At 73.6% G+C, this 14,332-nt stretch carries 11 protein-coding genes; 3 read left to right on the top strand and 8 right to left on the bottom strand.

Translation table 11 applies throughout. The annotated features are described in order from the left end of the window. Positions 1-138 precede the first annotated feature (138 nt). The 6 genes from hflX to miaA form a co-directional block, all read right to left on the bottom strand. On the bottom strand, positions 139-1,626 hold the full coding sequence (gene hflX, locus ACZ4W9_RS33820) for a GTPase HflX (RefSeq protein WP_467942225.1): 1,488 nt from the start codon (positions 1,624-1,626) through the stop codon (positions 139-141). Between the two features lie 161 nt (positions 1,627-1,787). After that, entirely contained in the window at positions 1,788-3,374 is a 1,587-nt protein-coding gene (locus tag ACZ4W9_RS33815; RefSeq protein WP_467942223.1) for a M1 family metallopeptidase, read from the bottom strand. A gap of 631 nt (positions 3,375-4,005) precedes the next feature. Continuing rightward, the gene (locus ACZ4W9_RS33810; protein ID WP_467942222.1) at positions 4,006-6,309 is read right to left on the bottom strand and encodes a RelA/SpoT family protein; all 2,304 of its coding nucleotides are present in this window, start codon (positions 6,307-6,309) and stop codon (positions 4,006-4,008) included. A gap of 186 nt (positions 6,310-6,495) precedes the next feature. Then, positions 6,496-7,365 (bottom strand): diaminopimelate epimerase, encoded by an 870-nt coding sequence (gene dapF, locus ACZ4W9_RS33805; protein ID WP_467942220.1) that lies wholly within the window; start codon positions 7,363-7,365, stop codon positions 6,496-6,498. A gap of 43 nt (positions 7,366-7,408) precedes the next feature. After that, complete coding sequence (locus ACZ4W9_RS33800; protein ID WP_467942232.1) at positions 7,409-8,050, bottom strand: hypothetical protein; 642 nt, start codon at positions 8,048-8,050, stop codon at positions 7,409-7,411. A gap of 107 nt (positions 8,051-8,157) precedes the next feature. Next, on the bottom strand, positions 8,158-9,096 hold the full coding sequence (gene miaA, locus ACZ4W9_RS33795) for a tRNA (adenosine(37)-N6)-dimethylallyltransferase MiaA (protein ID WP_467942219.1): 939 nt from the start codon (positions 9,094-9,096) through the stop codon (positions 8,158-8,160). Positions 9,097-9,311: 215 nt separating this feature from the next. On the opposite strand from miaA, the gene ACZ4W9_RS33790 reads away from it, so the two are divergent. Beyond that, positions 9,312-9,596 (top strand): antitoxin, encoded by a 285-nt coding sequence (locus ACZ4W9_RS33790; protein ID WP_467942218.1) that lies wholly within the window; start codon positions 9,312-9,314, stop codon positions 9,594-9,596. A 79-nt stretch (positions 9,597-9,675) separates the two neighbouring features. Here the strand turns inward: ACZ4W9_RS33790 and ACZ4W9_RS33785 are convergent, their stop codons facing one another. Beyond that, positions 9,676-10,389 carry a class III extradiol dioxygenase subunit B-like domain-containing protein gene (locus tag ACZ4W9_RS33785; protein WP_467942216.1) on the bottom strand — a complete coding sequence of 238 codons (714 nt, stop codon included), beginning with the start codon at positions 10,387-10,389 and terminating at the stop codon, positions 9,676-9,678. 279 nt (positions 10,390-10,668) lie between these two features. After that, positions 10,669-12,198 (bottom strand): tRNA (N6-isopentenyl adenosine(37)-C2)-methylthiotransferase MiaB, encoded by a 1,530-nt coding sequence (gene miaB / locus ACZ4W9_RS33780; RefSeq protein ID WP_467942215.1) that lies wholly within the window; start codon positions 12,196-12,198, stop codon positions 10,669-10,671. Between the two features lie 553 nt (positions 12,199-12,751). Here miaB and ACZ4W9_RS33775 point away from each other — a divergent pair. Then, positions 12,752-13,159, top strand: coding sequence for a regulator component (locus ACZ4W9_RS33775; protein ID WP_467942214.1), 408 nt, complete (start codon positions 12,752-12,754; stop codon positions 13,157-13,159). Then, a complete protein-coding gene (locus ACZ4W9_RS33770; protein ID WP_467942212.1) occupies positions 13,146-14,321 on the top strand; it encodes an MAB_1171c family putative transporter in 1,176 nt (391 codons plus the stop codon). The genes ACZ4W9_RS33775 and ACZ4W9_RS33770 overlap by 14 nt, the downstream gene beginning before the upstream one ends. Positions 14,322-14,332: the final 11 nt, after the last annotated feature.

The following is a 14,332-nucleotide window of genomic DNA, read 5'->3' as shown; positions in this document are numbered from 1 at the left end:
CCCGGGGGGGGGGGGGGGGCAAAGGGGGTCGAAGACGGGGGAAGAGAGGGTTTAGCGGGGCGTGGAGCCCGAGGGCGCCGGGAGAAGGACGAGGCCCCCCCACCCGGGGGGGGTGGCGGGCCCTCGTCCTGCCGTGGGTCAGGCGGAGACCGGTGCGTACGGTGCCAGGTCCGCCGCCAGTTCCGCGTGCACCCGGACCTTGAGCAGGGTGCCCTCCGCGGTGTGCTCCTCGGAGATCACCTCGCCCTCGGCGTGCGCACGGGCGACCAGCTTGCCGTGGGTGTAGGGCACCAGTGCCGTGATCTCCACCGCGGGGCGGGGCAGCTCGTCGTCGATCAGGGCGAGCAGTTCCGCGATGCCCTGGCCGGTGCGCGCCGAGACCGCGATCGAGCGCTTCTCGACCCGCAGCAGCCGCTGGAGGACCAGCGGGTCGGCCGCGTCCGCCTTGTTGATCACGACGATCTCGGGCACGTCGGTGGCGCCGACGTCCCGGATCACCTCGCGCACGGCGGCGAGCTGCTCCTCCGGGGTCGGGTGCGAGCCGTCCACCACGTGCAGGATCAGGTCGGAGTCGCCGACCTCCTCCATGGTGGAGCGGAACGCCTCGACCAAGTGGTGCGGCAGGTGCCGGACGAAGCCGACGGTGTCGGCCAGCGTGTACAGCCGGCCGCCCGGCGTCTCGGCCCGGCGGACGGTCGGGTCCAGGGTCGCGAACAGCGCGTTCTCGACCAGGACGCCGGCGCCCGTGAGGCGGTTGAGCAGCGAGGACTTGCCGGCGTTGGTGTAGCCCGCGATGGCGACGGACGGCACCTTGTTGCGCCGGCGCTCCTGGCGCTTGACCTCGCGGCCGGTCTTCATCTCCGCGATCTCCCGGCGCATCTTCGCCATCTTCTCGCGGATCCGGCGCCGGTCCGTCTCGATCTTGGTCTCACCGGGACCACGCGTGGCGAGGCCGCCGCGACCGCCACCCATCTGCCGGGACAGCGACTGACCCCAGCCGCGCAGCCGCGGCAGCATGTACTGCATCTGCGCGAGCGCGACCTGCGCCTTGCCCTCGCGGGACTTGGCGTGCTGGGCGAAGATGTCCAGGATCAGGGCCGTACGGTCGATGACCTTGACCTTGGTCACGTCCTCCAGCTGGATCAGCTGGCCCGGGCTCAGCTCACCGTCGCAGATGACAGTGTCCGCGCCCGTTTCGAGGACGACGTCACGCAGCTCGGCGGCCTTGCCGGAGCCGATGTAGGTGGCCGCGTCGGGCTTGTCGCGGCGCTGGATGACGCCGTCGAGCACGAGCGCGCCCGCGGTCTCCGCGAGGGCGGCCAGCTCCGCGAGGGAGTTCTCCGCGTCCTGGGCGGTACCGCTGGTCCACACGCCGACGAGCACGACCCGCTCCAGGCGGAGCTGGCGGTACTCGACCTCGGTGACGTCCTCCAGTTCGGTGGACAGGCCGACGACGCGGCGCAGGGCCGCGCGCTCGGAGCGGTCGAACTGGTCGCCGTCCCGCTCGCCGTCGATCTCGTGGCTCCAGGCGACGTCCTCTTCCATCAGGGCATCGGCCCGAAGACCCTCGGGATAGGCGTGCGCGAGGCGCTTGGTGTCCTGGGAAGGGGAAGAAGAGGAGGTCATTGGATCCTTACGTCGATGGGGTTGCCGTTACGGCGTCGGTGCGGCGGTCGCAGTGGGCCGCTCGCCTGGTTCAACGTACGGGTACCCCGGGAGATTCCCGTGTCCCGTCCCGTGCGCCGACTCGTAGATGGTCGCACGGGACGGTGCGTCTCGTCACCGGGTTATCGCCGTAGGTGGGGCTCGGCCGCCTTGGCCGCCGCCGTCGGCTTCCAGTCCGGGTGGCCGGGCATGGGCGGGGTCTTCTCGCCGTACAGCCAGGGCCGCAGGAAGCCGTCGAGGTCGCGGCCGGCGACGGCCGAGGCCAGCCGGACGAAGTCGCCGGTGGTGGCGGTGGCGTCGCGGTGCTCATGGACCCAGAGCCGCTCCAGCCGCTCGAAGGCCGGCCGGCCGATCTCCTGCCGCAGGGCGTAGAGGATGAGGGCGGCGCCGTCGTAGACGTTGGGCCGGAAGAGGTCGATCTTCTGGCCGGGGGCGGGCGGCTTGGGCCGGGCGGGCGGGCCGCCGGCCTCGCGCCAGCGGTCGGAGGCGCCGTACGCGGCCTTCATCCGCGCCTCCAGGGGACGGTTCGCGGTCTCCTCGCTGTACAGCGCCTCGTACCAGGTGGCGTGCCCCTCGTTCAGCCAGACGTCGGACCAGGCGCGCGGGGTGACGCTGTCGCCGAACCACTGGTGGGACAGCTCGTGCACCATGATCGATTCCAGGTACCACTTCGGGTAGCCGGGCTCGGTGAACAGGCTCTTCTCGAAGAGGGAGAGGGTCTGTGTCTCCAGCTCGAAGCCCGTGGACGCCTGTGCCATGAGCACGCCGTACGTCTCGAAGGGGTACCGGCCGATCTTGCTCTCCATCCAGGTGAGCTGGCCGGGCGTCTTCGCGAGCCACGGTTCGAGCCTCTCGCGGTCGGCGGCGGGGACGACGTCGCGCAGGGGCAGCCCGTGCGGTCCCTCGCGGCGGACCACGGCGGAGCGGCCGATGGACACCTGGGCGAGTTCGGTGGCCATGGGGTGCCGGGTGCGGTAGGTCCAGGTGGTGGTGGAGCCGTCCCGGTCCGTTCCGACGGGCAGGCCGTTGGCCACGACCGTGTAGGCGTGGGGCGCGGTGACCCGGAAGGTGAACATCGCCTTGTCGGACGGGTGGTCGTTGCAAGGGAACACCAGGTGGGCGGCGTCGGCCTGGTTGGCCATGGCGAGCCCGTCGGCGGTGCGCACCCAGCCGCCCTGCTGGCCCTCGCCGTAGACGGGGTCGCTGGTGTGCCGCACGGTGATCCGGAACCGGCGGCCCTCGGTCAGCGGGTGGCGCGGGGTGAGGACAAGGTCCTCGCCGGCGCTGGTGAAGCCGGCCGGGAGACCGTCGACCTCGACCGAGCGCACGGTGCCGTGGGTGAAGTCGAGGTTGACGCGCTCCAGGTCGGCGGTGGACCGCGCGTCGATCGTCGTCACGGCCTCCAGCGGCTTGTCGCGGGCGCCGCTGTAGGTGAGGGCCAGGTCGTACGAGGCGACGTCGTAGCCGGGGTTGCCGAGGTACGGGTAGAGGCGGTCACCGACGCCGAGGGGTTCGGCCGGGGCCGCGGCGGCGACGAGACTGAGGGAGACGGCGGAGGCGAGCAGGGCCGCCGTGCGGTACCGGCGCTTTCCGGAGCGGGTCCGGTGCGCGGAGGTTCCGTGCTCGACGCGGGGGTGAAGGTGGTACGGGGAGGTCTCGCGCCGGGCCGCCGTACGGAGGCGGGGGCGAGGGCGGGGACTGAGCGACATGGACCACCGCTACCAGTGCGGCCCCACCCCAAGACGGCGACGCGCGGCCGCCCCACCCGAACGGGTAACCCTGGCGCCGTCGTCAGGAGGCGGGGCGAGGGGGACCGGGGGCGGTGGCCGGGCCGGGGACCGATGGTGAGGCCGCGGGCCGGATGCGGGGGCCGGGGCGACGAGCCGGCCGGGCGCCGCCGCCGAGCGGCCGGGGGCGACCGGAGCGGGCGCCGTCGGTGGAGGCCGGCGCCGATGGCGCGTTCAGGAACCGGAGCCGAGCGGAACGGATGCCGCCGTCAGCGACCGACCAGCACGCGGGACGAATGCCCGGGCCAGCCACCAAGGCGACCAGCAGGCCGGGCGCCGCCGAGCAGGGCGGGCGCCATCGCGGAGACCGGTGCCGAGCAGGACCGATGCCATGTCCAGGGACCGGGGGCGAGCGAAACGGATATCGCGGCCGGGGGCCGGAGTCACGCGCGGGCGGTGCCACTGGCAGGGACCCGGTACACCAGCAGCCCGGGCGCTGCCGTCAAGGACCGGGGGCGAGCGCAGCGGATGCCCCGGTCAAGTGCCGGGACGACGCGCAGGGCAGGTCCCGCCGGCGGGGGCGCGGGCAGCGGGGCGGTCGGGATCGGCGGCGTCAGGTGGTGGGCGTCTGATGCTGGGCGCGGCTCACGTCGTACACCCCGGGCACGTCCCGCATGGCGCGCATCAGGGCCGGGAGGCGGGAGGCGTCGGGGAGCTCCAGGGTGTAGGTGTGGCGCACCCGCTGCTGGCTGGGCGGCTCGACGGTGGCGGAGACGATCTCGGCGCCTTCCAGGGCGATGGCCTCGGTGAGGTCGGCCAGCAGATGGGGGCGGCCGAACGATTCAGCGACCAGGGTGACCCGGCACTCGGCGGTCTCCCCCCAGCGCACGCCGGTCTCGGCGCGCCCCAGGCTCTTCATGTGCGCCACCGCGGCGCACTGCGCACGGTGCACGGTCACCACTCCCCCGCGCACCACGAAGCCGGTGATCTCGTCCGGCGGTACGGGCGTACAGCACCCGGCGAGCCGTACGGCGGCGCCGGGGCGGTCCGCCAGGACGTCGGCGCGCCGGGAGCGCGGGGCGGAATCTCCGTCCGCGGGGCGCGCGGGCACTGCCCCGGGGCGCCCCCCGGCGGTCGGGCCCGGGGCGGCGCCCCCGCCGTCGCGGGCCGAGGCCGCGCGGGACGCGGCGGCGGCGCGGCGGTCGTCCGGATCGGCCGCGCCGTCGTCCGTGTCGGTGCCGCCGCCGGGGTGGGTGGCCAGCCAGCGCTGGATGGCGATGCGGGCGGCCGGGGTGTGGGCGTGGTCCAGCCATTCGCGGGAGGGCTCGGAGGCGGGGTCCTGGCCCATCAGGAGCTGCACGGTGTCGCCGTCGCGCAGGACCGTGCTGAGGGTCGCGAGGCGGCCGTTGACGCGGGCGCCGATGCAGGCGTGCGCGTCCTCGCCGTACTGCGCGTAGGCGGCGTCCACGCAGGTGGCGCCCTCGGGCAGGCCGAGGGTGCCGCCGTCGGGGCGGAAGACGGTGATCTCGCGGTCCTGGGCGAGGTCCTCGCGCAGGGTGGACCAGAAGGTGTCGGGGTCGGTGGCGGCCCGCTGCCAGTCGAGGAGGCGGGAGAGCCAGCCGGGGCGGGTGGGGTCGACGCGCTCGCCCTCGGCGGAGGAGGCGTCGGGGGCGGGCGCGTCGGGAGCGGGCGCGTACGGGTTGCCGAGGGCGACGACGCCGGCCTCGGCGACCTTGTGCATCTGGTGGGTGCGGATGAGGACTTCGACGACCTGGGCGGCGGCGGGGGTGCCCCCGGGCGCGTCGGTTCGCCGCTGGGGACGGGCGACGGCGGTGTGCAGGGACTGGTAGAGGTTGAACTTCGGTACGGCGATGAAGTCCTTGAACTCCGAGACCACCGGCGTCATACAGGTGTGCAGTTCACCGAGGACGGCGTAACAGTCCGCGTCCTCGTTCACCAGCACCAGCAGGCGGCCGAAGTCCGTGCCGCGCAGCCGGCCGCGCTTGCGGGCCACGCGGTGGACGGAGACGAAGTGCCGGGGCCGGATGAGCACCTCGGCCGGGATGTCGGCCTCGCGCAGCACCCCGCGCACCTCCTCGGCGACCTCGGCGAGCACGTCGCCGGGGCGGGCGGCGTTCTCCGCGATGAGCTCGCGGGTGCGGGCGTACTCCTCGGGGTGGAGGACAGCGAAGACCAGGTCCTCCAGTTCGGTCTTGAGCGCCTGTACGCCGAGGCGTTCGGCGAGCGGGATGAGGACGTCCCGGGTGACCTTGGCGATCCGCGCCTGTTTCTCGGGGCGCATCACGCCGAGCGTGCGCATGTTGTGCAGGCGGTCGGCGAGCTTGATCGACATCACGCGCACGTCGTTGCCGGTGGCGACGAGCATTTTGCGGAAGGTCTCCGGTTCGGCGGCGGCTCCGTAGTCGACCTTCTCCAGTTTCGTGACGCCGTCGACCAGATAACGCACCTCCTCGCCGAACTGCTCCCGCACCTGCTCCAGCGTCACCTCGGTGTCCTCGACCGTGTCGTGCAGCAGGGAGGCCGTCAGCGTCGTGGTCTCGGCGCCGAGTTCGGCGAGGATGAGGGTGACGGCGAGCGGGTGCGTGATGTACGGCTCGCCGCTCTTGCGCGTCTGGCCGCGGTGCGAGGACTCGGCCAGGACGTAGGCGCGGCGCAGGGGTTCGATGTCGGCGTCGGGGTGGTGGGCGCGGTGCGCCTCCACGACATGGCCGATCGCGTCGGGGAGCTTGTCCCGGGTGGCGGAGCCGAGCAGCGCGGCACGGCCGAGCCGGCGCAGGTCGAGCCGGGGCCGGGCCTTTCTGCGCGTCGCCGCGGGTGCCGCGGACGCGGTGAGCGACTGCGGCACCGGGGGCACCACCGGTCCAGCGGTCGCAGGGTTCGTGGCCTCCGCACTCATGGGCACCTCCGGCTCGTGGACCGGCGGACGGAGCCCCCAGGGCGCACGCGGCTCGGGGTTGGCGACGTTCCCCCGTCCGTGCCGGTGCTTGATGCTATCGAGCCCGCCACCCCCGACCGACCGCCTCCGGCCGAGCGTGAAACGGATCACCCATTCGAGCGACGGGATGGAGGTTTAGGTTTTCGGTCAGCCGAACACGCGGGCCAGCCACTCGCCGTCGATCTCACCCTCGGCGACGATCACGGCGGGGCCGGTCATCTCGATCTCGCCGTCGGGCCGCTCGGTGATGACCAGGCGTCCGCCGGGCACGTCGACGGTGTACGTCGCCGGGGCGCCGGTGACGGCCGGGTCGGTGCCGTCCCGGCGGGCGGCGGCCACCGCGACGGCGCACGCGCCCGTGCCGCAGGAGCGGGTCTCGCCGGAGCCGCGCTCGTGCACGCGCATGGCGACGTGGCGGGGACCGCGGTCGACGACGAACTCGACGTTCACGTCGTCCGGGTAGGCGGTCGCCGGGCTGACCGGCGGCGCGGTGTACAGGTCGCCGGCGTGCGCCAGGTCGGCCACGAAGGCGACCGCGTGCGGGTTGCCCATGTTGACGTTGCGCGCGGGCCAGCTGCGCTCGCCGACGGCCACCGTGACGTCCCCCTCGGGGAGGCGGGCGCGGCCCATGCCGACGGTGATGTCACCGTCCTTGGCGATGTGGACGGTCTTCACGCCCGCGCGCGTGGCGATCGCGAGGTCACCTTCGGCCACATGCCCGGCGTGCTGGAGGTAGCGCGCGAACACACGCACTCCGTTGCCGCACATCTCGGCGACCGAGCCGTCGCCGTTGCGGTAGTCCATGAACCACTCGGCCTCGCCGGCCATCGCCCGGGCCTCCGGGTGGGCCGCCGACCGTACGACGTGCAGCACGCCGTCGCCTCCGATGCCCGCCCGGCGGTCGCACAGCGCGGCCACGGCGGCCGGGGACAGGTCGAGGGCGTTCTCCGGGTCCGGGACGATCACGAAGTCGTTCTCGGTGCCGTGACCCTTGAGGAAGGCGATCCGTGTGCTCATTCCTCGATCGTACAGAGCGGACCGTGACCCTTTCAGGGGCGCTTCAGCGCAGCCGGGCCACCCGCCACACGGCGAGGATCACCGCGAGGGCCACCAGCAGGACGTAGCCGAGGACGACCCGCCAGTCCGGGCGGCGGCCCGAGCCGCGCGGGGGCAGGCCCGGCCAGGTGTAGCCGACCCGGCGGGCGGCCATCATGCCCCAGCCGGCGGCGCAGGAGCAGATCAGCAGGCCGAGCATGGCGATGACCGCGCCGCTGTCGCCGAAGTCGAAGGCGAGCGGGAAGGCGAACATCAGGGAGCCGACGGCGGCCAGGCTCACGATGGGCGCGAGCTGCCAGATGCGCAGCCGGCGCTGCGGGCGCAGCTCGACCTCGACCTCCGGTCCGCCCGCGTACATCTCCTCGGGCTCCGGTCCGTCGGCGGTGACGCCGTCCGGGGCCTCTTCGGGGCCGTCGTCGGCGAGCCGGTCGTCCACCAGGCGGTCCACGGCCAGGGGGTCCGTGGCCAGACGGTCCACGGCCAGGGGATCCGCTGCCAGAGGGTCTGTGCCGAGGGTGTTCTCGGCCGGATAGCCGCCCGTCCGGGGGTGGCGCTCGGCCGGGTGATCCCCGCCCGGGCCGGGTTCGTCACTCCCGGTGGTGACGTGCTCGGTGCTTCGTGCGGTGTCGCGAGGGCCGGCCTCCATCGCCACGCGCCCTCCCAACTAGGCTCCACTTGGTCGATCGAAGCTCGATGATGGCACGACGCCACAGGCCGCGATGACCGGCGACGCATCCCGATGCCATGACGTGATCAGGCTGTAACCGGTCGTTCGACCAACGCCAGGGCCTGCTGCGGAAGTTCCCCGCGGTCGGCGGCGGCCCCACTCAACCAGTGCACCCGGGGATCCCGCCTGAACCACGAATCCTGGCGGCGCGCGAAGCGCTTGGTGGCGCGCACGGTCTCGGCCCGCGCTTCCGTTTCGGTGCACTCCCCGGCCAGCGCCGCGAGGACCTGCTGGTAGCCGAGCGCACGCGACGCCGTGCGCCCCTCGCGCAGGCCCTGCGCCTCCAGTGCGCGCACCTCGTCCACGAGGCCCGCCTCCCACATCCGGTCGACGCGCCGCGCGATGCGCTCGTCCAGTTCCGGGCGGGCGACGTCCACGCCGATCTGAATCGTGTCGTACACCGAGTCGTGGCCCGGCAGATTGGCGGTGAAGGGCTGGCCGGTGATCTCGATCACCTCCAGCGCGCGGACGATCCGGCGGCCGTTGCCCGGCAGGATCGCGCGGCCGGCCTCCGGGTCGGCGGCGGCCAGCCGGGCGTGCAGGGCTCCCGGGCCGCGCAGGGCCAGCTCCTCCTCCAGCCGGGCCCGGACCTCCGGGTCGGTGCCGGGGAACTCCAGGTTGTCGACGGCTCCGCGGACGTACAGACCGGAGCCGCCGACCAGGACGGGCCAGCGGCCCTCGGCGAGCAGCGCGTCGATCCGCGCGCGGGCCAGCTTCTGGTACTCGGCGACCGAGGCGGTGACCGTCACGTCCCAGACGTCCAGCAGATGGTGCGGGACACCGCCGCGCTCCCCGGGCGTCAGCTTGGCGGTACCGATGTCCATCCCCCGGTACAGCTGCATGGAGTCGGCGTTGACGACCTCGCCGCCGAGTTGCCGGGCCAGGAAGACGCCGAGATCGGACTTGCCGGCCGCGGTGGGGCCTACGACGGCGATGACGCGGGGGGCGACGGGTGCGCTGCTCACCGCACCAGTTTCGCAAACGTCCGGACGAACCCTCGAACGAGTGGGGTGATGCCGCCTCCACGCCGGGTACGCGGTGTCCGCGGTGGGTAGACACGGGGGTGACGCGTGTTTTCGCCCCTACGAGTACCGTATGGAGTGGAAATGACCGTGTTCGTACGGTTGCTCGGCAGGCCGGAGGCGACGGCCGGACGGGCCGGGGCGAGGGAAGGTGGACCATGGGTCTGTTGGACAACATGAAGGCCAAGCTGGGCCCGGCCAAGGACAAGGTGTCGGACCTCGCTCGGCAGCACGGGGACAAGGTCCAGCACGGGATCGACAAGGCCGCCAAGGCCGTCGACGAGCGGACCAAGGGCAAGTACAGCGACAAGATCCAGACGGGCACGGGCAAGGCCAAGGAGGCCGTGGACCGCCTCGCGCAGAAGAGCGGTCCCACGGCGGCACCGCCGCCCCCCGACCCGGCGATGCCGACGCGCCCGGAGGGCCCGCCGCCGACTTCGTGACCGGGGGACGCGGCGACTGCCGGAGGGCCGGGTGTCCTGGGATGCCTTGGACACCCGGTGTCTCCGGGCCGCCTCGATGTCAGGACCAGGTGGCGACCAGATAGCCCACCCCGTAGGGCGCGTCCTCGTACAGCAGCGCACCGGTGAGGCGGGTGTCCTCCGCCGCGCCGGCGAGGATCTGCCAGGGGGCGCGGCCGGCCGCCTTCAGTTCGCGGGCGAGGGCGGGGTCCAGCGCACGCAGGGCCGCCAGGTCCGCCGCGCCGAGTGCCCGGGCGGCCTCCGCGTCGAAGGGGGCGGCGCGTTCGTCCAGGTAACCCGGCGCCTTGAGGCTGCGGCAGGCGCTGGCGTCGCCCATCACCAGCAGCGCCACCCGCCCTGCCCGGGCGGCCAGTTCCCGGCCGGTCTCGGCGCAGCGCCCGGGCTCCAGCGTGTCGGCGACGCCGAGCCCCTCGACCGGGGCGTCGGCCCAGCCGGTCCGCTCCAGCAGCCAGGCGCCGACGGCCAGCGAGGCCGGCAGTTCGCGTTCCGGGGCGGCGCCCGTGGCACGGCCCAGCCGTACGTCCACGTCGACCCCGAAGCCACGGAAGGTGCCCGGGGTGCCCTGCGGGAACGGGCCGAGCCCGTCCGGCCCGGCGGTGCCGACGACCACCAGCAGGTCGGGGCGGGCGGCGGCGAGCACGCCGAGGGCGTCCGAGCAGGCCGCGCGGGCGGCGTCCAGTTCCGGTGCGGCACCCGCGGCGACCTCGGGCACGAGCAGTGGCGGGCAGGGGCAGACTGCGGCGGCGACAAGCATGGTCGGCAGGTTAACGCCCCGCCCAGGGCCGCCCGGACCGCGGTCCTCGGTCGGCACGCCGGTCGGCGGGCCGGGCCGCGTTCCGACACGTCGTGGCGGGCCGGCGGGCCGCCTCTCCCCCGCCCCGCACACCTACGGCCTCCGCCGCGTGCACGCGCCCCGCCCGGCACCGACGCAGGGCGCCATCCCTCGGACGCCCAAACGCCCGCACGCCCGGATGCCCACAGCAGTGAAGGCTCCGCCGGACGTCCGTACGGGCTCCCGTCCGACGGCAGGCCGTCAGTCGCAGCCGCAGCCGCTTCCCGCGGCCACCGGCAGCGGCTCCGGCACGCCGATCTTCGGCAGGCCCAGCATCACGCCCGCCGGCTTGGCGGCCTCCGCCGTGTTGCGCTTCTCCCAGGCGTCGCCCGCGCGCGTGCGGCGCACGGCGAGGACGGGGCCCTCGGCGAGGAGGTGGTGCGGGGCGGCGTACGTGATCTCGACGGTGACGACGTCGCCGGGGCGGACCTCCTGGTCGGGCTTGGTGAAGTGGACCAGGCGGTTGTCGGGGGCGCGGCCGGAGAGACGGTGGGTGGCGCCGTCCTTGCGGCCCTCGCCCTCGGCGACCATCAGTTCCAGCGTGCGGCCGACCTGCTTCTTGTTCTCCTCCCAGGAGATCTCCTCCTGGAGGGCCACCAGCCGTTCGTAGCGCGCCTGGACGACCTCCTTGGGGATCTGGCCGTCCATCGTCGCGGCGGGGGTGCCGGGGCGCTTGGAGTACTGGAAGGTGAAGGCCTGGGCGAAGCGGGCCTCGCGGACGACGTGCAGCGTCTGCTCGAAGTCCTCCTCGGTCTCGCCGGGGAAGCCCACGATGATGTCGGTGGTGATCGCCGCGTGCGGGATCGCGGCCCGCACCTTCTCGATGATCCCCAGGTACCGCTCCTGGCGGTAGGAGCGGCGCATCGCCTTCAGGACCGTGTCCGAGCCGGACTGGAGTGGCATGTGCAGCTGCGGCATGACGTTCGGGGTCTCGGCCATGGCCGCGATCACGTCGTCCGTGAAGTCGCGCGGGTGCGGGGAGGTGAAGCGGACCCGCTCCAGGCCCTCGATCTTCCCGCAGGCGCGCAGCAGCTTGCTGAAGGCCTCGCGGTCGCCGATGTCGGAGCCGTAGGCGTTGACGTTCTGGCCGAGCAGCGTGATCTCCGAGACGCCCTCGCCGACCAGGGCCTCGATCTCGGCGAGGATGTCGCCGGGGCGACGGTCCTTCTCCTTGCCGCGCAGCGCCGGGACGATACAGAAGGTGCAGGTGTTGTTGCAGCCGACGGAGATCGACACCCAGGCCGCGTACGCGCTCTCGCGCCGGGTCGGCAGCGTGGAGGGGAACGCCTCCAGCGACTCGGCGATCTCCACCTGCGCCTCCTCCTGGACGCGGGCGCGCTCCAGCAGGACGGGCAGCTTGCCGATGTTGTGCGTGCCGAAGACGACGTCCACCCAGGGCGCCTTCTTCACGATGGTGTCGCGGTCCTTCTGCGCGAGGCAGCCGCCGACCGCGATCTGCATGCCGGGGCGCGAGGTCTTCTTCGGCGCGAGCCGGCCGAGGTTGCCGTAGAGCCGGTTGTCGGCGTTCTCCCGGACCGCGCAGGTGTTGAAGACGACGACGTCCGCGTCCCCGTCCGACCCCTCGGGTGCCCGTACGTATCCGGCCTCTTCGAGCAGCCCGGCCAATCGCTCCGAATCGTGGACGTTCATCTGGCACCCGTAGGTGCGGATCTCGTAACTCTTGGGGGCGGGAACGTCCACTGCCGGGCTCCGGTCGCTGCTGCTGGTCATGCGTTCCAGGGTAGGCGGTCCGCGAGGAGCGGTGTCCCGGAGTTCCCAGGTGGCACGGCCGCCCGGCGCGGCGGTCAGGGACGTTGACACACCCACCCCGCCCCCCTGTGACGGCAGTCACAGAGGTTTACCCGTGAGGTGTCCGCGAAGGCACCGCGGGGCAGGAGAGGTTTTCCGCCAAAGGGCGTCCGAAAGCCCGGGCGGGCGTGTGCAAAAGGGCGGACGACCTGCTTAGGTGGGTCGGCAGCTTGCCCCCGGGACACGGTCGTCTCCGTGCCGGCAAAGCCTTCCGGGGTCACACCGGACCACTTCACCGGCGAGGAGGTCTTCGAGCGAGTGAGACGCCACAGCGAGTCCGCCGTCGCCCCCGACGCCTCCGGGACGGGGAGCCGCCGCGGCCCTTCCGGCCGGTGAGACCAGCGAACGGGGGTGACGACAGATGAGGAGAACGAGCGAGCACACGGCCCTGCAACGCCGTTGCGCCGCGATTCTGCGTGATCTCGGGGTGGATCGGTCGCTCACCCTGGAGGCGCTCCGCGCGCGGGTGGAGGAAATGAGAGGCCGTCCGCTCGTGCTCAGGGAGCTCCCCGAGGAGGCGGCGGCCACCGGGGCCTGCGGGCTGTGGCTGGGCACCCAGGACGCCGACTACGTCTTCTACGAGACCAGGACGGCTCCCCTGCACCAGGAGCACATCATCCTGCACGAGATCGGCCATGTGCTGTGTGACCATCACCGCGGCTTCACGGACGAAGGCGCACGGCTGGCCGGCCGGCTCCTGGACGCCCTCACGCCCCAGCTCGTCAGGCGGCTGATGGCCAGAACCAGTTACACGACCATCGAGGAACAGGAAGCCGAGATGATCGCCAGCCTGATCCAGAGCGCCGGGAAGACCGGCCGGGTGGCCGGTCCCCTGGGACGTCTCGGCGCGTTCCTGGGAGTGACCGCCGATGCCGGTGAGTGAGCTGGCGGCCCGGCTCGGACTCGCCAGTGTCATCGCCCTGTGGTGCGCCCTCGTCTGGCGGGCGCGCCCGGCGCTGCGCGAGCCGCGGCTGCGGGGACTGTGGATCACCGTGCTGGCCGCGACCACGGCCATCACGCTCTTCCAGCGCGGGGTCGTCACCGCGCTGGCCTCCGTCGGCGTCCCGGTCCACGCGGTGTCGCTGCTGCGCAATCTGACCGGCGTGCTCAGCGCGGGGCTGGTCCTGCTCTTCGTCGTGGACTGCCGGCGCTCCCCGCGGCTGCGCGGCTCGGTCGCGGTGGGGCTGACGGCGGCCCTGCTGTCCCTGCTCGTGCTGGATCTGCTGGGGGCCGGCCAGCCGGTCACGGCAGCCGCGTCGGCGCAGCGGCCCGCGTCCGCGACGACCGCCTACTGGCTGATCCTCAGCATCGCCCATCTGCTCGGCGACGCCGTCGCCGTCGTGGTCTGCTGGCGGTACAGCCTGCGCACGACGGAACGCGATCTGGTGTGGTCGCTGCGGCTGTTCGCGGCGGGCAGCGTCCTCGCCCTCGTCTTCTGGTGCGGATATCTCGGCCATCTCTACGGCCTCGCCCCCGCCCTGCTGCCCTGGCTGTCCATGGTGATGGGGGCGCACGGCCTCCTGCGGGCGGCGTCGCTGCTGGTCCCCACCGCGACCGCGCTCACCCGGTCGGCCGCCGCGCTGCGGACCTCCTGGCGGCTGTGGCCGCTGTGGCGGGACCTGGTGACGGCGGTGCCGCACGTGGCGCTCGCCAGCCCCCGGCGGACCCGGCTCCAGGAGGTGCTGCGGCCGCGCTATCCGCTGGTGCTCCAGGCGCACCGGCAGACCATCGAGACGTACGACGCGCTGCTGACGCTCCAGCAGTACGTCCAGCCGGACGCCTACGAGAGGGCGCACCGGCACGCCCGGCGGGCGGGGGTGCCGGAGGACCGTCTCGCGTGCGCAGCGCTGGCCGGTGCCGTGGGCCAGGCCCGCCGCGCGGTGCTGGTCGGCGTGCCGCCGTCCGACCCGCGCCCGCTGCCCGGCGTGACCCACGGCAGCCCCCAGACGCTGCTGGGGATCGCCCGGATGTGGCCCGCCATGACCGACGCGCTGCCCTGCCGCGCGCGGACCTCGCCGGCCGCCGGGCACGCCGAACCGCGCTGACGGCGGACGGG

This window comes from Streptomyces sp. NPDC029296 (genome assembly GCF_055569255.1).
Note: the sequence above shows the minus strand (reverse complement) of the source record. Positions and strands in the feature narration are given on the sequence as shown.